Source organism: Flavobacterium sp. B167r (assembly GCF_056824315.1).
Genome location: NZ_CP124859.1, coordinates 3,917,096 through 3,936,903, shown reverse-complemented (window position 1 = coordinate 3,936,903; position 19,808 = coordinate 3,917,096). Strand labels below are relative to the sequence as shown.

Genomic DNA, 19,808 nt, shown 5'->3' with positions numbered 1-19,808 from the left:
AATTATATAATTATTTGCTTGATGCAATGATTAAATACGCTATTAATAAAATGCTCAACACAAAAAGAAGCATCGTTATAAAAGTTAACGTTGCTGTTGAGTACTGATATTTTCCAGCTTTTAATAGTTTAATTGTATGATTGTATCTCAAATAGGAGAGCAGGATTGTCAATGCGCCTGTTATAAGTAATCCAATGCCAAGATAAATAGTAAAACTACTTTTTGGAGCAACAGTTTCTGCTAAATATTCAGCAGGAAGTTGTTGTAGAAATAAAGAAAATTTTACTGCTACAAATCCGAAAACCATTATACCTATTCCCGTGCGAAGCCATGCTAACAAAGTTCTTTCATTAGACAAGTATTCATTCATAATCTCTTGATCATTTTTTGGCGACATAAATATTTAAATGTTTTTAGTATTCAAAATTTCTATAAGGAGGACAATTATATTTGTCATCTTCATGATCTAAATTATAACTGTCGTAAGGATTTGTAGTATCATAAGTTGAAAAAGGAGTGTTGTCTTCAGCTAAATTTAGTCCACTTTCTATAATTTCATAACAATCATCAGAAGGGTCAGCACAGTGGTTTCTATAATTATTATCCTCATTTTGTCCCGAAGTAAATTCTTGATCCAGTGCCTCATTTTCATGTGCGGTGTCAATATGATCGGGTTTACTGCATTTAAAAGCATTTAAGTTTGCAGTATATTGGTTGTGATCTTTTCTCATGGCTGCTGTTTTAAATTAGTAAGCTTTCTAAATTTGATATATACAAATTTGAAAATTAGAAGTTTAAAAAAATTATAAGATTTGCTTTTAATCTTATATGATTTGTTTATTGGGAATTTGAACCTAATTTCTATTTTGTAAAACTCAAATATAATTCTGTAAAATAAGCACTTACGTATTTTGCAACTTTGTATAACTAATAATTTAAAAAATTATAACATTATGGAAACTTCAAGAAAAGATTCGAAATCTGGAATGAAAGATTCTGGAAAAACTCAAAAATCAACATCTGGTTCTAGAGGAAAAAGCACTACAACAAAATCTAACGATTCTAAAGGTAAAGCTGGACATTAATTTTTTAGTTTCTTAGTAGAGCTAAATGATAAAAGCGTGCTGTTTAAATATAAACAGCACGCTTTTAGGTTTTTATAAGATTAAAGTTTTATTTCAAAACTTCCTGAATTGTTTTTACAAATGTTTCAATTGGCTGGGCGCCTGAAACAGCATATTTGCGATCAAACACAAAGAAAGGGACTCCTTGAACGCCAATTTCTCCAGCTTCTTTAATATCTGCCTCAACTTCTTTAATAAATAAGTCTTCGCTTTCTAGAACTTCTCTAATTTCATTTTCTTCTAAACCAGCCTGAACACCTAATTTAATCAAGATTTGACCATTGTTTAAATCCTGTCCATCAGTAAAATAAGCTTTAAAGAAAATTTCTTCCATTCTATCGCCAATATTTTTCGTTTTGGCCAATTGAATGATTCTATGTGCATTTAAAGAATTTGAGATAACGGCTTTATCAAAATTATAATCTAACCCAACACTCTTAGCGCGTTCTGCGACACCTTTATGCATTTCTTTAGATTGTTCAATTGACATGCCTTTTCTTTCTGCTAAGAACGTATATACATCAATGTCAGGTTGCGAAGTTATTGTTGGATCTAGCTGAAAGCTTTTCCATTCAATTTCAAATTCATTATTTGGAAATACTGAAAGAGCAGTTTCCAATTGTCTTTTTCCGATATAACAAAACGGACACATAATGTCCGACCAAATTTCTATTTTCATATTGTAAAGGTACGGAAAATTGTTTGTTTTTGTTTCAGGTTTAATGTTTCAAGTTTTTGGTTTGTGCTGATCTTAACCGCAAAGTGCGCAAAGATTTTTTATTTTTGAGTACTTAGTAAAAACGCAAAGTTCGCAAAGCTTTGAAAAAAAACTTTGCGAACTTTGCGTATACTTTGCGCCTTTGCGGTAAAATAAAACGAAAATAAAAAACCGCAACTCTTTAAAAGGAATTGCGGTTTCTAGGTATAAAAAATGGTTGGTTAATAGCGATATCTTTTTTTTTACAATGATATATCTTTAATTTGAAACTAAAAAATATCCCTGTAACATAAAGAAACTTTAATGTTAACTATTTAACATTACAGGCATTACCAACATAGTAACTGTTTCTCCTTCTTCTAAACCATCAACTGGAGTTAAAATTCCAGCTCTGTTTGGTAAAGACATTTCAAGCATAATCATGTCTGACTGAAGGTTTGTAAGCATCTCTGTTAAGAAACGAGAGTTGAAGCCAATTTGTAGATCATCTCCTTGATAATCACAAGTCAATCTTTCTTCTGCTTTGTTTGAGTAATCGATGTCTTCCGCAGAAACGTTTAATTCAGCTCCAGCAATTTTCAAACGGATTTGGTGTGTAGTTTTGTTAGAGAAAATCGCAACACGACGAACAGAACTTAAAAATAAAGAGCGATCGATCATTAATTTGTTTGGATTTTCTTTTGGAATTACCGCTTCGTAATTAGGGTATTTTCCATCGATTAAACGACACATTAAGATATAATTGTCAAATGAGAAAGTCGCATTTGAATCGTTGTATTCGATTTTTACTTCAGCATCTGAAGTTCCTAAAATACTTTTTAAAATGTTTAAAGGTTTTTTAGGCATGATAAAATCAGCGACCTGAGATGCTTTTACATCTGTACGAGCATATTTTACCAATTTGTGGGCATCTGTAGCTACGAAAATTAATCCTTCAGGTGAAAACTGAAAGAATACTCCAGACATTACCGGGCGTAAATCATCGTTTCCAGCAGCGAAAATAGTTTTGCTTACCGCAGTTGCCAAAACTTCTGCAGGAACAAGCGTTACAGATGGATCTTCTAGACTTACCGCTTTTGGAAATTCTTCTCCTGCGGCATAAGCCAATGCATATTTACCAGAGTTTGAACTAATTTCTACTGTGTTGTTATCTTCAACAGTAAAAGTTAATGGCTGTTCTGGAAAAGTTTTTAAAATTTCAAGCAAAAGTTTTGCAGGAACTGCTACGCTTCCTTTACTTGTAGAATCGATCGATAATGTAGCCGACATAGTCGTTTCAAGATCTGAAGCCGAAACGGTCAACTCATTGTTGTTTAGTTCAAATAAAAAGTTGTCTAAAATAGGCAACGTATTATTACTATTGATTACACTACCTAAAACTTGTAATTGTTTTAATAAGTACGAACTCGATACTATAAATTTCATCTGTTTTATTTTATTTTTTGATGGATCTTTTAGCAAATAAAGGGCTAAATATACGGATTACAAATATATCTTAAACTATCTAAAGTATTACATTTTTTTATTAACATCTATTTACTGTATTTTCTTTTTCTAATAAATGTAAACACAAGTCCAAAGATCAATAAAATAAGAATTGGAACTCCGATAGTTATGAATTGGGTTAAAGTATAACTTTCGTAAACTTTTTCTTTATCTAATAAAGGCAATTCAACATCTTTACTTCTAATGTTAATAAGTCCTGTGTCATCAAGAAGATAATTGATACAATTCATGATGAAGTCTTTGTTGTCATATAATTGGCCAGTTCTTTGGTCGTAACCTAATTCAACTGGCATCATATTTTTGTCTAATTGGTTTCTTGCAATATCTCCGTCAGCGACAACAATCATTTTGTTTGGTTTTCCTTGCGCCGTAAAAGAATTGTCTTTAAAAGGCAAAACTCTATTTTCAAAAGCCGAATGAAAAGAACCTTCTAATAAAACAGCAAGCGGTTTGTTTCCTTTATTTAAATACTCTTGCGGAGTCGTTTTTTCAGTAACCATGTTCAGATTAACCTCGACTGGCGTTCCTACAGTTTTAGAATATTGAGACGATTGCAATAAAACCGTTTTCTTGATTCCGTTTTTCAACGTGTCAATCGGGTTCGCGAAATCAAATTTGATTCCACCTAGATTTTTAACGATCGGGTGTTGGCTTGTTGGGAAAACCTGTGGTGCAAATTTCCAAATAAAATCTTGATATTGCGTTGCGCTTCCTTGTTCGCCAGTAGCCAATTTTATTGGAGTTCCCTGTTCGTCTTTAACCAAATCAGGATTAATTCTAAATCCGTATTTGAAGAACATATCATTCAGATTTAAATCTCTCGGATAAGCCAAAGTCGCACCCATGTCATTGTACAAACTATCCATGTCTGCAGCCGCTTGATCGATTAACCAAAGCGTTTTTCCGCCATGCATAATAAACTGATCCAGAACTTCTTTTTCTTCGTCAGAGAATTTTTCTGTTGGTTTTGCAATAATTGCTAAATCGTATTTTTTAAGTTCACTTAAAGTTCCACTCGGATTTTTAGTAACTGAATCTAATGTAAATGGACCAATAAGATAACTTTCGTGAATTTGCTTCAACATGTTGGCAATATGCCTTTCTCTCAATTCGCCATTTCCTTTTATGATGGCAACTTTTTTCTGCTTGTCTTTTGTGACTTTATTAATCGCATCTGCAATAGAATATTCTAAATGCTGAATCGATCCGATAACTTTTTGCGTCGTAGAAGCTCCCATTATATTTTTCAATAAAGGAATATTTACTTCTTTATTATTATAAACCGCAATTGCCCAAGGAAAAACCATTGCTTGAGACTGTTTTCCTTTGTCGTCAACAGTTATGTTTATTGGCGTTAATCCTTTTTTGAAAAGAGATTTTGTCAATTCTTCGCTTTCTTCTTCATTTTCTAACGGATCAACAAATTCGAAAACAATATTGCTATTATAAGCTTGAAATTCTTCTAATAATTGTTTGGTTTCTTGCTGCAAACGTCTAAAATCTGCAGGAAGATCTCCATTCATATAAATCTTTATAGAAAGCGGATTTTTGATTTGTTTGATAATCCCTAATGAAGTTGGAGATAAAGTATAACGCTTGTCTTTTGTTAAATCAAAACGATGAAAAAAGAGCGTTCCCAGTACATTTAAAACAACTAAAACGAAAATGGTAATACCTAATGTCTTTAAATTATGTTTGGTAGATAGTTTCATTAAGCTTTGTAAGATTTTAATTGATAAACAGTAAAAGACAAGAAAGCGATTGCAATACTTAGAAAGTAAATAATATCGCGAGTGTCAATTACGCCACGGCTCATACTTTTAAAGTGATTCTGCATTCCTAAAGCTGAAATGAAACCATTTGAACTTGGAATTAGCGAGCTCAATCCTTCAAAACCAAAATAGAAGAAAAAGCAAAGAAAAACCGCAATAATAAAAGCCACAATCTGATTTTCTGAAAGGGTAGAAGTGAAGATTCCGATTGCTGAATAAGAAGCAATTAAAAACAATAATCCGAAATAAGAACCAATTGTGCTTCCCATATCAAGGTTTCCTTCTGGCGCACCTAAATCTGAAATTACTTTTACATAAATTAAGGTTGGAATAATAGCCAAAATGATCAACAAAAATGAACCGAAAAATTTTCCGTTTACGATTTCCCAAATAGATAAAGGTTTTGTCAATAACAATTCCAAAGTTCCTTGTTTTTTTTCGTCAGAGAAACTTCTCATTGTAACGGCTGGGATTAAGAAAATTAAAATCCAAGGCGCTATTGTGAAAAAAGGAGTTAAATCGGCATAACCTGTTTTTAAAATATTGTAATCTCCTTCAAAAACCCATAAAAATAGTCCGTTGCTTATTAAGAAAATCGCAATGACTAAATAGCCAATAGGAGAGCCAAAAAAGGATTTTATTTCTCGTAAAATGATTGATTTCATTTAATTTTTGTTTAATCGTTTTATTTTGTTTAACCGTTTAATCGATTATTTTTTTTGTTTCATGTTTCACGTTTCAAGTTGCTTTACTTTGTGTTTATTTTTAACCGCAAAGGCACAAAGTTTTCGCAAAGTTTGCAAAGTTTTTATTTAAAGCTTTGCTAACTTTACGTTTTTAAAAAGCTTCTTAAGATTAAATCCTTGCGTGCTTTGCGTTTAAATCGTTTCAATTTTCAGTTCCAATATTAACTTGAAACCTGAAACGTTAAACTAAAGAAACAAGTTTATCAACACTCCACGCTTCTGGTTTTGCATTGAATAATTTCTTTGTAAAATTCCAAACGCTATTGAAGAGTTCAGAGTTTCTATAATTTTCCAAATCGGCTTCGGTTTCCCAATAGCTGTAAGTGAAAAAGATGCATTTGTCATTTTTGTCCTGATACAATTCTAAAAAACGATTTCCTTCTGCATTTCGTATTTTCTCTTTCACTGATTCAAAATTCTCCAGAAAATCAGGAATTTTTTCTTCGTGAAAACTCATTTTTACTATTCTTACGAACATTCTTTTTATTTTAGATTTTAGATTGCAGATTTTAGATTTTTTGAAAGCCTAAAGTCTTACAGGTGCGCAAAAATACCAAATTTGATTGTTGTTTTTATAAAAAAATGAAATTCGAATAGAGAAATTCCAAATTCCAAAATTTGAAGTTTCAAAATCTAAAATGTGCAATCTAAAATCTAAAATAGTTTTTAAGAAAACTTAATCGTAATTACATCACGATAATTCAATCCTAACAGACTATTTGCAGACCCAACTTTTGAAGGATTACTTCTGAAAATAGCAATTTCAAGGAAACCAGCTTCGTTAAAGATAGCCAGTTTCTCTCCTTCATAAGTTTTGATAGGATATTTATCTGAAGAAGCAATTGCCGAATAATTTGGAAGAATCGTTTTGATGCTTTTAGGTTTCATTACAATTTCATACGGACGACCACGCGAAATTTCTAAGAATTGTTTTTTAGAGATATTTGTTACAACATTTCCAAAGTGATCAATATAAATAATGTTTCCTTTAATCGAATTTCCATCGTCGGCTACAAGAGCTTGCAGTTCTGTCGCTTCTTTAATAGATTGAATTTCTTTTCCAATTACGTTCAATAAACCGCCTTTTGACAAGTGCGAAGCAACCTGAATAAAAATATCCAAATCTGTAGCTTCAATCGGGAAACGATCGTGAATATTAATCGCCACGATTTTCTGCGGAACGATTTTCTGCGTAAGCATGCTTAAGATTCCGTTATCGGCACAAATAAAGTAGTGATCGTTCCATTGCATAGCAATATGCTGGTTCTCTTTATTGCGTTCAATATCGACACCAATTAGATGTACAGTACCTTTTGGAAAGCTTAAATAAGCAGCTCCAATTATGTAACTAGCTTCGGCAGTATTAAAGGGATCAATATCATGAGAAATGTCAATGATTTGAACCTCTGAGTTTTCAGAAAGTATTTTACCCTTCAGCGACCCCACAAAGTGATCTTTTAAGCCGTAGTCTGTAGTAAGAGTAATTATTGACATAATTTTGTTTATAACTATTGATAGTATTTAAATCTAAATTTCATTAAATTTGAGAAATGCAAAGCTAATAATAGTAAACGCAAATTGAAAGAAACAAAAGACAATTTGTGTTTTTTAAAGCATTTGCAAGTTACAATATTCAGTAACACGGATTTAAGTTTAGAAAACAAAAACTGAAAACTGCGACAGTATATTGTCACTAAAAAAAGACCCGACAACCACTAAATATTAAAAGGAATTATTTTAATTTAAAACTACTTCATTTGAACGAAAGAATAATCGAGCTAGTAGATATAGCACCAAAAGATTTTTGGGGCGCGCAGGACAGCCATTTAGAAATCATTAAAAAGTATTACCCGAAGCTTAAAATCGTAGCGCGAGGGACAACTTTAAAAGCATTTGGCGAAAAAGAAGTTTTAGACGAATTCGAAAAAAGATTTCAAAGATTGATGCTTCATTTTACTCGTTACAATAATATTGATGACAATGTAATTGAGCGTGTAATTATGAGTGATGGTCAAGAAGATAAAAGAGCTTACGATCATGACAAAATCTTAGTTCATGGTGTTGGCGGTAAGATTATCAAGGCAATGACACCAAATCAGCAATTGCTGGTTGATACGATTAAGAAAAACGATATGGTCTTTGCTATTGGTCCTGCTGGAACCGGAAAAACGTATACCGGTGTCGCTATGGCGGTTAAAATGCTTAAAGATAAAGAAGTAAAAAGGATCATTCTGACGCGTCCTGCGGTAGAAGCTGGTGAAAATCTCGGTTTTCTTCCTGGGGATATGAAAGAAAAACTGGATCCTTACATGCAACCGCTCTACGATGCATTGCGTGACATGCTTCCGAACGAAAAATTAGAGGATTATATTTTGAAAGGAATCATTCAAATTGCGCCACTTGCGTTTATGCGTGGGCGTACATTGGATAATGCTTTCGTAATTCTTGATGAAGCACAAAACACCACACATTCACAAATGAAAATGTTTTTGACCCGTATGGGGAAAAATGCCAAATTTATGATTACAGGTGATCCTGGACAGGTCGATTTGCCAAGAAGAACTATTTCTGGTCTTAAAGAAGCGATCTTAGTTTTAAAAGACATCGACGGAATCGGAATTATTTATCTTGATGATAAAGATATCGTGCGTCACAGATTGGTTAAAAAGGTAATCGATGCTTACAAGCAAATCGAGAATCACGATTAATAATAATTTTAGTCAAATGTTAAATGTAAATCGTGAATTGTGTTTTAACATTTATTAATATTCGTTTTATATCTGTTTTTTAAAAGAGATATAAAACGAATATTTTTTTTAAAGAAAAATAGATTTAATGATATTTGACGAAATAGTTAAATAAATAATAAACTTGCCTTATTTTAAGCTTTCAAACTTGCTAAACTTTGGTCTTACGCGCTTAAAATCCTAAATTTGCAATTATACCTATTTGATTATTAATATGACAAAACTTAAAAATATAAAAGTTGTAGTAAGTGACCTTGACGGAACTTTACTCAACCCACAACACAGAATTTCAGATTATACTAAATCAATTTTTCAAGAACTTCACAATCAAGGTTATCTAATTGTTGTAGCTACAGGTCGTCACCATTTGGATGCGATGGGAATTATTGATAAACTTGAAATTCCAGTTTATTTAGTAAGTTCAAACGGAGCTAGAATCCATTCGCCAAATAAAGAAGAACTTTTTGCATTTAACTTGAATAGCGATGTGGTCAAAGCGGCTTTAAACGTAGAAATCGATCCAGAAATTACAGTTGTTTTATTCAAAGAAAATGTTTGGCAAACCAATAAATGGAATGAAAAATTAAATGCTTTTCAAGAAGAATTAAAATATCATCCAGAATTAGTGGATTATAAAACGCTTGAAGATTTTTCATCAATTAAAATTTTCTTTTCATGCAGCGATCATGAGAAATTAGTGAAATTGAAAGATGAAATTTTAGCTAATTCTTCAGAACATTTGCATCATGCTTTTAGTTTGCCGACTTGTTTAGAATTTATGGATAAATCTATTGACAAAGCGGTTTCTATTGAAAGAGTTTTAGAAAAAGAAGGCTTTACTTTAAAAGAAGCAGTTTCTTTTGGAGATGGCTACAATGATGTTCAAATGCTTTCTGCTTCTGGAAAAGGACTTATTATGGGCAATGCGCCGGCATCGCTAAAAGAAGAGCTTTCTGATTTGGAAGTAATTGAAACAAATGCCGAAGATGGAGTAGCGAGATATATTGCATCGAAAATTCTAAATAAAGAATTGGCAGCCAGCTAATTTACATATACAAATAAACTAAATCCCTGTATAAATTATTCAGGGATTTTTTTATTTCTGAATCTTAAAATTTCATGGTGTAACTCTGTGAAATAATTTTAAATTTGCATTCATAAAAAACAACACAACAAAATGAGCAATACAATCACAACTACAAATTTTAATTTCCCGAACCAGAAATCAGTTTACCGCGGAAAAGTTAGAGAAGTTTATAGCATTAACGACGAGCTTTTAGTAATGGTGGCTACCGATAGACTTTCGGCTTTTGATGTAGTTTTGCCAAAAGGAATTCCGTACAAAGGACAAATCCTAAATCAGATTGCAACAAAATTTATGGAATTGACACAAGATATCGTTCCAAATTGGTTGATTGCAACTCCAGATCCAAACGTTGCTGTTGGACATTTGTGTGAGCCTTTTAAAGTAGAAATGGTTATTCGCGGTTATTTGTCAGGACATGCTGCTCGCGAATATGCAGCAGGAAGAAAACAAATCTGCGGTGTAACAATGGCTGAAGGTTTAAAAGAAAATGATAAATTTCCTGAGCCAATTATTACGCCAACTACCAAAGCAGATAATGGTTTTCATGACGAAGATATTTCTCGTGAAGACATTTTAGCAAAAGGAATTGTTTCTGAAGAAGATTATTTAGTTTTAGAAAAATATACTCGTGCTTTATTTCAAAGAGGAACTGAAATTGCGGCTCAAAGAGGTTTAATTTTAGTAGATACAAAATACGAATTCGGAAAAACAAAAGACGGTGTTATTGTTTTAATTGATGAAATTCATACTCCAGATTCTTCTCGTTATTTTTACGCTGAAGGATATGCTGAAAGACAAGAAAAAGGAGAGGAGCAAAAACAATTATCTAAAGAGTTTGTTCGTCGTTGGTTAATCGAAAATGGTTTTCAAGGTCAAGAAGGGCAGCAAATTCCAAATATGACAGACGAATACATTGAATCTGTTTCTGAAAGATATATCGAATTGTATGAGAATATTCTAGGAGAGAAATTTGTAAAAGCTGATATTGATAATATTGATCAGCGTATTGAAAAAAATGTATTAGAATATCTTTCTTCAAAATAATGTAATAAGGTTTTAATTATTATAAAAAATAAAATTGCCCTGTTGTATACCGTACACAGGGCATTTTTTATTTTCAAGGTAAAATAGTAAAAAGCGCAATTTAGTTCAACTGAATTGCGCTTTTTTTATTCAATCATGCAACCTAATTGTTTTTTAAGTCGTCTAAATAGAAAATCATCATCAATCATTTAACAAACAATCATTATGAAAAAAGCGGTAATTATTTTAGGTGCAATTTTTATTTTTACAAATGCATCAGGAGCATCAAATTGCAATTTGAAAATTAGAAATCAGGTTGAGTTTTCGGATTACGGAAAATCACCATTACATTTAGCAGTTAGTAAAGGCGATATTGATGCCGTTAAGAAATTTATATTATACGGAACCAATATTAATAAAATGGTTAATAATATGACGCCATTAATGATCGCGGCAAGATTTAATTATTGTGAGATCATTAAAATTCTGCTGGCGAATGGTGCAGATTCGTCAATCGAAAATTCGCATGGTTTTACAGCTTTGAATTATGCCGAATATGCAAAAGCAACAGATTCAATAGCTATTTTTAAGACCATAAAAGAGAATCGTAAGAATCGCAAATAGAAAAAGAAAGTGCAATTCAGAGAAACTGAATTGCACTTTTTTCTTCTAGAACCTTTTAAAAGAATAACGATTTTAAAAAGTTTGAAAATAAATAAGATTTATTGTAACATATTCTGTTTTCTGTAGTCTATTATAGTGAAACCATTAATTTGGTAACGTTTGGGGTCTTTAATTATCGTTTTATTAAGTAAGTGTTAAGAATTGGTTAAAACATGGTACTTTGTAATGCATAATACGATAAAATAAATTACTTTTACATCAGAATTTAAATCATCAATAATCAATTAATAAACAATCAATCATTATGAAAAAATCAGTTATTTATTTAGGACTAGCCTTAGTAACATTTGGAAATGTAGCAATGGCTTCAAATGGAAATTCAATTGTTAAAAACACACTTGAGTTAAGAGATTATGCAGCTAATCCATTAAATGTTGCAATTAGCAAAGGAGATTTAGAAACGGTTAAAAAATTCATTGAATACGGTGCAGATGTTAATCTAGTTTCTGAAGATTTAACTCCATTAATGATCGCCGCACTTTATAATAAACATGAAATTATTAAAGTTTTATTGGCTAATGGAGCAAATCCTAAAGCTAAAAATGAGAAAGGTTATACTGCATTGAAATATGCACAAGGATCAAATGCTTCAGAGTCTATTGTGCTTTTGAAAGATTTGAAATAACAGTTTGAAAGTTTTGAGTTAGTAAAATGACCTTTCTGAGCAAAAGGTCATTTTTTTGTTTTAAAGTGAAATCTTTTCAAATAAAAAAAGCATCATTACGAAAATGATGCTTCTTTCTTTTTAAATCCCAACAAATTGATTTAAAACTAATTTTTTTTGATTATTTACTCTATTGGCACATGTTTCTTTCTGTTGAATATCCAGAATAAAATAGGGAATACCAATAAGGTTAGAACAGTTGCTGTCATTAAACCTCCAATGATAACAATAGCAAGCGGTTTCTGCGATTCTGAACCAATTCCTGTTGAAATTGCAGCTGGCAATAATCCAATTGAAGCCATTAATGCTGTCATAACTACGGCTCTTGTTCTGGCTTTAACTCCTATAAAAATGGATTCTTCGAGCGAGAATTTGGCTTTCAGATTATGATGGAATTCAGAAATTAAGATAACTCCATTTTGAATACAAATTCCTAAAAGCGCTATAAATCCAACACCAGCAGAAATTCCGAAATTCATTCCTGTAATGTGAAGCGCTATGATTCCTCCAATGATGGCAAACGGAACATTGGCTAAAACAAGAAGAGAATCTTTAAAGTTTCCGAACAAAATAAATAACAGTACAAAAATTCCAATTAAACTTATTGGCACAACTTGAGCCAAACGTGCACTTGCTCGAACCTGATTTTCAAATTCTCCAGTCCAACCTGTTGTATAACCTGCAGGAAGTTTTAACTGATTTACTTTTGATTGTGCTTCGGCAATTGTACTTCCTAAATCTCGATCACGCACAGAGAATTTAACTCCAATAAAACGTTTGGTATTATCTCTATAAATAAATGCTGGTCCTGTTATGCTTTTAATATCACAGATTTCTTTAAACGGAATTTTGGCACCGCTTATTGTTGGAACTTTTAGCTCTTCCAGATCTTTTTCATCTTTTCGATATTCTTTAGAAAAACGAACTCGCACATCAAATCTTTTTTCATCTTCATATTTATGAGTAGCTGTTTTTCCTCCAAAAGCTAATTCTAAAACCGCTTGAGCATCGCTTAAAGTTACTCCATAAGCCGCCATTTTTTCTCGATCCAGAATAACACTTATTTCAGGCTGACCAACATTTCTTAAAATACCAGCATCTTTAATACCCGGAATATTTTTAATCTGAGCCAAAACTTCATTAGCCAATTGATCTAATTTATTCAAATCATCGCCATAAATTTTAACTGCATTTGAAGCTTTAAATCCAGCCACAGATTCGGCAACGTTATCAATTACGGGCTGAGAGTAATTATAAGTAATTCCTTGATGAACTTTTAATTTATTGTCCATTTCATTAATAAGATCATCCATAGAAATATTACGTTTCCATTCCTTTTTTGGAAGTAAATCAACTTGCAGCTGAATAAAACCAAAACCATTTGGATCTGTTCCGTCATTGCTTCGGCCAGTTTGAGATAGAACTTTTTTAACCTCTGGGAAACTTTCTAAGTCTTTTCTAATTATTGCTGCAGTTTTAACGCTTTCAGGAAGAGAAGTACTCATTGGCAGCTCGGCAGTAACCCATAATGCACCTTCATTTAGCTGAGGCAAAAATTCTGTTCCTAAGAAACCTGCTGAAAAGAAAACCCCAGCTAATAATGCAATTGAAGCAATTAGAGTTTGTACTTTATGTTTGAATGTCCATTTAAATCCTTTGCTTACAATTCTATCCCAAAAATTAACAAACGGATTATGTTTTTCTTTTACATTTTTATTTAGCAAAATATGTGAAAGAACCGGCACCAAAGTCAAAGTAAATATAAGTGCTCCCAATAATGCAAAACCTAATGTAAAGGCTAGGGGAGAGAACATTTTTCCTTCTACTTTCTGAAAAGAGAAAATAGGAAGTAAAGCTGTAATAATGATTAATTTTGAAAAGAAAATGGCTTTACCCATTTCTGTTCCCGTTTTCTTAATTAAGCTTCCTTTTGCAATTTTATTGAATTTTTCCATTCCCAATTGATGCGCTCGATGGTCTAGAACTACAAATAATCCTTCAACCATTACGACGGCTCCATCAATAATAATTCCGAAATCGACAGCACCTAAGCTTAATAAGTTGGCGCTCATTCCCATCATTTTAAGACATAAAAAGGCAAATAATAGAGAAAGCGGAATGACGATAGAAACGGTAAAAGTAGTCCTCCAATCGGCCATAAAAAGGAATACGACACAAGTGACAAGTATAATACCTTCAAATAAGTTATGCATAACTGTTTCCGTCGTGAAATTCATCAGATTATCACGATCGTAAAAAGTTTCAATTTTTATGTCCTTCGGAAGAACATTGTCGTTAAGATCCTTGATTTTAGCTTTTATTAAAGCTAAAGTTTCTTGTGGATTTTCGCCTTTTCGCATTACCACAATACCTTCCACAGCATCGTCATTACTGTCAAGACCAGTTTGCCCCACTCTTGGCATTGAACTTTCGTAAACGGAAGCTACATTTTTTACTAAAATTGGATTTCCTCCAGCATCATCAACAATGATGTTTTCAATATCTGTTATTGATTTTAAAAGTCCAACACCGCGAACTACAAATGCTTGACCATTTTTTTCTATAATATCACCACCAACGTTTAAGTTTCCTGCATCCACGGCATTAAATACTTGAAGCGGTGTAATGTTATATTTTGCTAATTTAATTGGATCAACTCCAACTTCATACGTTTTAGTTTGACCACCAAAAACATTTAAATCAGCAACTCCGGGAACAGAACGCAATTGTTTGTCGATCACCCAGTTTTGGTAAGTCAACAATTCTCGACTGTCTCTGCTGTTACTTTTTACAATATATCTGAAAATTTCTCCTGTTGGACCATAAGGTGGCTGAACGTCTGGTTCGACATCATCTGGAAGCGAAACATTTTTAAGTAAATTATTGACTTGAAAACGAGCAAATGTATCATCAACACCATCATCAAAAATGATTTTAATGACCGATAATCCAAACATCGTAATGCTTCGAACGCTTGTTTTCTTTTGCACGGAGTTCATGGAAATTTCAATTGGAGAAGTTACGAAGCGTTCTACTTCTTCGGCACTTTTCCCATTCCATTGTGTAATGATTATGATTTGCGTATTAGTAACGTCTGGAAAGGCATCAATAGGCATATTTTTGAAAGAAATAAATCCTGCAACAGCCAATATTCCAACCCAAAAGAAGGTGAATGCTTTGTTCTTTAAAGAAAAAGCAATTATATTTTTTATGAATTTGTTCATGTCTTAATTATTTAAAGCACCATAAATAAACAGCTGATTGTTTGTGATTACCTTTTCATTTTCTTTTAAACCACTAGAAACGTAAGTTGTGTCGCCAACAACTCTGTAAACTTCTACTTGTCTCGTTTCTATGTTATTACGGTCTTTAAATACCACAACAAAATTTTTACTTTTGTCAAAAACAATCGCTTTACTAGGTACGGCTATCATAGATTGGTTTTCATTAAAAGATAATTTGATATTCGCATTCATATCAGGCTTTAGCATGTAATCAGGATTGCTCAATTTGATTCTTGCTTGCATTGCTTTTGTTTCAGGATCAATTACATTGTAGATTTTATCTACTTTTCCGTTAAAAGTTTTATCAGGATAGCTTAGAGTAGTAACAGCTGCTGCAGTTCCTAGTTTTACTTTATTAATGTCTATTTCATTAATGTTAGCCATTGCCCAAACTTCGCTGATTTCTGCAATATCAAAGATGTTTTCAGAACGGTCATTACGCAATAACATATCTTGATTGATGCTTTTTTGGATAATAAAACCGCTAATTGGAGCCGTTACTTCGTAAATAGATCCTGCTTTGATATTGTAAATTTTATACGTTTCTTGAATTTTGCTTAATTGCGACTGGGCTTTGTTCACCTCAGATTTTGCTTGAAGAACATCACTTTCAGAATTCAATTTGCCATCAAATAATTCCTGAGCTACTTTCAGATTATTTTTCGCTACAAGCAAATCACTTTTAGCATCTATAGATTGTTTTTCAAAATCGGCTACATCAGTACTTTTTATTGTCGCCAGAACTTGTCCTTTTTTTACATAATCGCCAAGTTCAACATTGACTTTCATCACATTTCCACCAACTAACGGATAAACGTCGATCATTTTATTGTTGTCAGCAGTAATTTTTCCGTAAAAACTAAGCTCGTTTTTTAGCGGTTGCATTTCTGCATTTGCTGTTGTAGTGGTTTTTAGCATATCGTTGCTTAAAACAAAAGAAGTATTTGTTTCAGGATTTTCAACTTCTTTTTTGCAGCTCGTGAGAGATAAACTTACAATTGCGATTCCTAAGAATAATATATGTTTCATTTCTATAATTTTTTTTAAAATAAATCTTTGTTGATGGTACTGTTTAGTTCTTCGCCTGCGATCACCACTTTTTTCTTCAATTCATTTAATTGAATGATTGCTTGATTGTAGCTTTCCATAAAATCGGTAAATTCTAAAAGGCTTACATTTCGTTTTTGGAAATTGGTCAGCATTCCGTTGTAAACAGCTTCAAAATCTGAATTTACAGTTGGTTTGATTACAGAATAATTTTGTCTGGATTCATCCCATTTTGTCCATGCAGAAGTAATTTCGGTTTGAAGCTGCAATTCAAAATTTTGTTTTTCAACTTTTGATTGTTCCAAGATAGTTTGTGCATATTTAATATTCCCTTTATTTTTATTCCAAAGTGGCAGCGGAATCGCAACATTGACGTTTGCTTCTCTATTAAAAGCACCGCTTCGCTGATCGTAATTTGCTCCTACAGTAATGTCGGGGATAGATAGTGATTTTTGAAGTTTTACATTCAGTTCATTAGCGTCAATTTCTTTTTGTTTAGCTAAATAATCTGGTCGGTTGGCAATGGCTTGTTCTTCAAAGCTTTTTAGATCAAAATCTATTACTTTCAAATATTTATTAGAATCATCTGCGCTAACAACAGGAACTACATTTTCTGTTTCATTTAGAAGAAGTTTTAAATTGGCTTGTTCGTCAATATTATCATTAATTACTTCTAAACGTTCATTTTTGAAATTAAGATACAGGGACTGTAAACGCACAACATCTTTTAGCGGAATGTTTCCTTTTTGTGCCTGAATAGAATAAGAATTAATCAGGTTTTCGATATGAGCCAATTGCTTATCGGTATTTTCAAGGTTTTTGGTATTGTAGTAAACAGTAAAAAAACTTTTTCGTAATTGAAATTTTAAGGTGCGCAATAAGTCATTAAATTGAAGTTCTGCCAATTGTGCATTAGATTGAGCCAATTTAACTTCATTGCGTTTTTTACCGCCAAGATAAATAAGCTGCTCAATGCCAAAGACTTTCTGACCTTCTTTACCAATATCAAAAAACTTATCCCTTTCTGGGTTGTACGCATTTAATTCGGCACTTATTACCGGATTATCCCAAATACGAGCTTGGATGGTTAAGGCTTTTGAAGCATCGATGTTATATTGCGATGCCAGTAAAAATAAATTCTTTTTTAAGAATTGGCTTTCACAGTCTTGAAGAGTAACTGTTTTTTGTGCTATTGCAGTCTGACTTAAAACTGCAAACAACAGCAATGCGAATAACTTTTTCATTGTATTAATTTAGGATTATACAAATATGCTATCAACAGGCTTTAGGGGAGCTTAAAATCTACCTTAAAAATAGCTTAAAAAAGTTTATAAATCGAAAAACAATTGAAATAAATTCGTGTTAATACTTGGAATTGAGTAGGTTATGTTTGCTCGGTGAACTATCAAAATACGATTAACAATTCTTAAACCAAGTCCAAAACCTGAAGTTTTTTTTGAGTTTTGCCCACGCATAAAAGGTTCAAAAAGATTTTTTTGTTCCTCTTCGCTTAGCGTATTTCCTGTATTTGAAACAGAAATTATAAGATGGTAATGATCAGTGCTTATTTTTACTTTTGCCTGCTTATTGTCTGAATAAATGTAGGCATTCTTTAATATGTTGGTTAAAGCAATTTCTAAAAGATTTTTATTTCCTTTTATTTCTAATGCAGTATCCAAATCGTCGCTTTCTTCCATTTCAAAAAGAATAACAAAATCTGGAAATGTTTTGTTGATTTTTTCGATAGAAGAAAATAAGATTTCATCCAAACGCTGAATTTCGTTGTTCTCTGTGTTTCTATTGTCAACTTTTGAAAGAATGAGCAGCGAATTAATTAGCTCGCCTAAATGATTGACATCAGCTAAAATGTTTCTTAAGAAAGAGCTGTTTTTCGGTTTTATATCTGGATCTGCAATAGCATTTTCAATCTGAGAAGTCATTCTAGAAAGTGGAGTCCTTAATTCATGTGAGGCATGAGCAGTAAATTCTTTCTGTTTTTGATACGAAAGCTCAATTCGATCCATCATAAAATTAAACTCATCCGCAAGCAAATCAACTTCATTTTTGGTGCTGTTGGATGCAATTCTGGCGTCGAGATTATTTTCGTTAATGTTTTTTATTTTCTGATGAAAAGCATTCAAAGGATTCATTGCTTTTCTTACAGCGAAAGAAGTTATAACCCAGCATAAACAAGTAAAAAAGATGTAAGATATAATTAAAGTATAGCGCAGAAAAAGCAATTTCTTTTTGCCATAATCATCAGTTGCTGATATTAAAGCATAAAAATCTTTGTCGTTTGTATCATAAAAAACGCCGTATACTTCATAATCTCCCTGTTGTTTAAAAAAGGTTTTGTTCTTTTTTAAATATTTCAAATCATCAACAGACCAATTGATTTTTGCATCATCGATACTGCTGTAAATTAGTTTGTAATTAGAATCGAAAACTAAAGTTTTTTCGTCATACAATTTGTTAATAGAATTTTGATCTATTATTTTTAAAAGTTGATTGTCGACTTGTTTGACATTCACTAACAATTTAATGTTCGACAAAGCCTTAACTTCTAATCGATCGCGAAATTCTTCTTTTCGGTAATTAGAATACAAAATGAATATCACTGTTGAAGCCAGCCCAAAAAGGATGGTAAACAGTAAACTGACTAAAAGTGATATCCGATTTTTTAATGTCATTCTTGATCGCTTAGATAATAGCCGTAGCCCACTTTGGTACGAATAAGTTTTATTTCATGATCCTTATCGATTTTTTTTCTCAAAAAGTTAATATAAACTTCAATCGTATTCTGATTGGTTTCTATATGATAATCCCAAAGTTTTTCTGCAATAAACTGTTTCGAAAGCACTTTTCCTTTGGCATGAGCCAAAATTAAAATGAGTTTAAACTCTTTTGGAGTAAGTTTTATTTCTTCACCAGATCTAAAAACTTTCATGTCTTCTTCAAGAATTTCTAAATCATTTATCACAATTTTGCTTTCCACCTGTTGCGGAACTTCCTTTCGTCTTAAAAGAGATTGTACTCTTGCAAATAATTCATCAAAATGAAATGGCTTCACCAAATAATCATCCGCACCATTATCGAAAGAAGATAATTTGTCTTCAATTTCGCTAAAAGCAGTCAGCATTATAATAGGTGTTTTATTGTCAATTTTACGAATGTCTTTGCAAACCTCTATTCCATTTGTTCCAGGAACATTAATATCGAGAACAATCAAATCATATTCGTATGGAAAATACTTTTTTAGCAATAAAGAACCATCATAATAAGGAATACACTCGAACTTCTTTGAGGTAAAGAATGCTGAGATTTCTTTAGATAAAGTAAAATCGTCTTCGAGCAGTAATATTTTCATTGTTGGAGAAATTTATAAAATTCGGCCATTTCAAGAAAC

At 32.1% G+C, this 19,808-nt stretch carries 19 protein-coding genes; 6 read left to right on the top strand and 13 right to left on the bottom strand.

The genetic code is table 11. The annotated features are described in order from the left end of the window. Positions 1-10: 10 nt before the first annotated feature. Positions 11-397 (bottom strand): YidH family protein, encoded by a 387-nt coding sequence (locus tag QLQ96_RS17690; protein WP_482492166.1) that lies wholly within the window; start codon positions 395-397, stop codon positions 11-13. 16 nt (positions 398-413) lie between these two features. Further along, positions 414-731, bottom strand: a complete 318-nt coding sequence (locus QLQ96_RS17685) for a hypothetical protein (protein ID WP_482492165.1) — start codon at positions 729-731, stop codon at positions 414-416. A 222-nt stretch (positions 732-953) separates the two neighbouring features. On the opposite strand from QLQ96_RS17685, the gene QLQ96_RS17680 reads away from it, so the two are divergent. Further along, complete coding sequence (locus tag QLQ96_RS17680; protein WP_482492163.1) at positions 954-1,085, top strand: hypothetical protein; 132 nt, start codon at positions 954-956, stop codon at positions 1,083-1,085. 88 nt (positions 1,086-1,173) lie between these two features. On the opposite strand, the gene QLQ96_RS17675 is transcribed toward QLQ96_RS17680, so the two are convergent. The 6 genes from QLQ96_RS17675 to QLQ96_RS17650 all read right to left on the bottom strand — a co-directional run bounded on the left by QLQ96_RS17675 (position 1,174) and on the right by QLQ96_RS17650 (position 7,360). Continuing rightward, positions 1,174-1,803, bottom strand: coding sequence for a DsbA family oxidoreductase (locus tag QLQ96_RS17675; protein ID WP_482492161.1), 630 nt, complete (start codon positions 1,801-1,803; stop codon positions 1,174-1,176). Between the two features lie 345 nt (positions 1,804-2,148). Further along, complete coding sequence (dnaN, locus tag QLQ96_RS17670) at positions 2,149-3,267, bottom strand: DNA polymerase III subunit beta (RefSeq protein WP_306156501.1); 1,119 nt, start codon at positions 3,265-3,267, stop codon at positions 2,149-2,151. A 107-nt stretch (positions 3,268-3,374) separates the two neighbouring features. After that, complete coding sequence (gene gldG / locus QLQ96_RS17665; RefSeq protein WP_482492159.1) at positions 3,375-5,060, bottom strand: gliding motility-associated ABC transporter substrate-binding protein GldG; 1,686 nt, start codon at positions 5,058-5,060, stop codon at positions 3,375-3,377. Beyond that, positions 5,060-5,785 (bottom strand): gliding motility-associated ABC transporter permease subunit GldF, encoded by a 726-nt coding sequence (gene gldF / locus QLQ96_RS17660; protein WP_482492158.1) that lies wholly within the window; start codon positions 5,783-5,785, stop codon positions 5,060-5,062. The genes gldG and gldF overlap by 1 nt, the downstream gene beginning before the upstream one ends. 262 nt (positions 5,786-6,047) lie before the next feature. Then, positions 6,048-6,344 carry a putative quinol monooxygenase gene (locus QLQ96_RS17655; RefSeq protein WP_482492157.1) on the bottom strand — a complete coding sequence of 99 codons (297 nt, stop codon included), beginning with the start codon at positions 6,342-6,344 and terminating at the stop codon, positions 6,048-6,050. A gap of 188 nt (positions 6,345-6,532) precedes the next feature. After that, positions 6,533-7,360, bottom strand: coding sequence for an SAM hydrolase/SAM-dependent halogenase family protein (locus QLQ96_RS17650; RefSeq protein ID WP_482492156.1), 828 nt, complete (start codon positions 7,358-7,360; stop codon positions 6,533-6,535). 263 nt (positions 7,361-7,623) lie between these two features. Between QLQ96_RS17650 and QLQ96_RS17645 the strand changes: the two genes are divergently transcribed. The 5 genes from QLQ96_RS17645 (at position 7,624) to QLQ96_RS17625 (ending at position 12,032) form a co-directional block, all read left to right on the top strand. Next, on the top strand, positions 7,624-8,574 hold the full coding sequence (locus tag QLQ96_RS17645; protein ID WP_482492155.1) for a PhoH family protein: 951 nt from the start codon (positions 7,624-7,626) through the stop codon (positions 8,572-8,574). 253 nt (positions 8,575-8,827) lie between these two features. Continuing rightward, a complete protein-coding gene (locus tag QLQ96_RS17640; RefSeq protein WP_482492153.1) occupies positions 8,828-9,658 on the top strand; it encodes a Cof-type HAD-IIB family hydrolase in 831 nt (276 codons plus the stop codon). A gap of 132 nt (positions 9,659-9,790) precedes the next feature. Then, positions 9,791-10,744 carry a phosphoribosylaminoimidazolesuccinocarboxamide synthase gene (locus tag QLQ96_RS17635; RefSeq protein ID WP_482492151.1) on the top strand — a complete coding sequence of 318 codons (954 nt, stop codon included), beginning with the start codon at positions 9,791-9,793 and terminating at the stop codon, positions 10,742-10,744. 204 nt (positions 10,745-10,948) lie between these two features. Further along, entirely contained in the window at positions 10,949-11,347 is a 399-nt protein-coding gene (locus tag QLQ96_RS17630; protein ID WP_482492150.1) for an ankyrin repeat domain-containing protein, read from the top strand. A gap of 304 nt (positions 11,348-11,651) precedes the next feature. Beyond that, positions 11,652-12,032 carry an ankyrin repeat domain-containing protein gene (locus tag QLQ96_RS17625; RefSeq protein ID WP_482492149.1) on the top strand — a complete coding sequence of 127 codons (381 nt, stop codon included), beginning with the start codon at positions 11,652-11,654 and terminating at the stop codon, positions 12,030-12,032. Positions 12,033-12,196: 164 nt separating this feature from the next. Here QLQ96_RS17625 and QLQ96_RS17620 read toward each other — a convergent pair whose 3' ends face one another. The 5 genes from QLQ96_RS17620 to QLQ96_RS17600 form a co-directional block, all read right to left on the bottom strand. Beyond that, complete coding sequence (locus QLQ96_RS17620; protein WP_482492147.1) at positions 12,197-15,295, bottom strand: efflux RND transporter permease subunit; 3,099 nt, start codon at positions 15,293-15,295, stop codon at positions 12,197-12,199. A gap of 3 nt (positions 15,296-15,298) precedes the next feature. Continuing rightward, positions 15,299-16,384 (bottom strand): efflux RND transporter periplasmic adaptor subunit, encoded by a 1,086-nt coding sequence (locus QLQ96_RS17615; RefSeq protein WP_482492145.1) that lies wholly within the window; start codon positions 16,382-16,384, stop codon positions 15,299-15,301. A gap of 14 nt (positions 16,385-16,398) precedes the next feature. After that, positions 16,399-17,646 (bottom strand): TolC family protein, encoded by a 1,248-nt coding sequence (locus QLQ96_RS17610; RefSeq protein WP_482492143.1) that lies wholly within the window; start codon positions 17,644-17,646, stop codon positions 16,399-16,401. Between the two features lie 84 nt (positions 17,647-17,730). Next, on the bottom strand, positions 17,731-19,092 hold the full coding sequence (locus tag QLQ96_RS17605; protein ID WP_482492141.1) for a HAMP domain-containing sensor histidine kinase: 1,362 nt from the start codon (positions 19,090-19,092) through the stop codon (positions 17,731-17,733). Then, on the bottom strand, positions 19,089-19,769 hold the full coding sequence (locus tag QLQ96_RS17600) for a response regulator transcription factor (protein WP_482492139.1): 681 nt from the start codon (positions 19,767-19,769) through the stop codon (positions 19,089-19,091). The genes QLQ96_RS17605 and QLQ96_RS17600 overlap by 4 nt, the downstream gene beginning before the upstream one ends. Positions 19,770-19,808 lie beyond the last annotated feature (39 nt).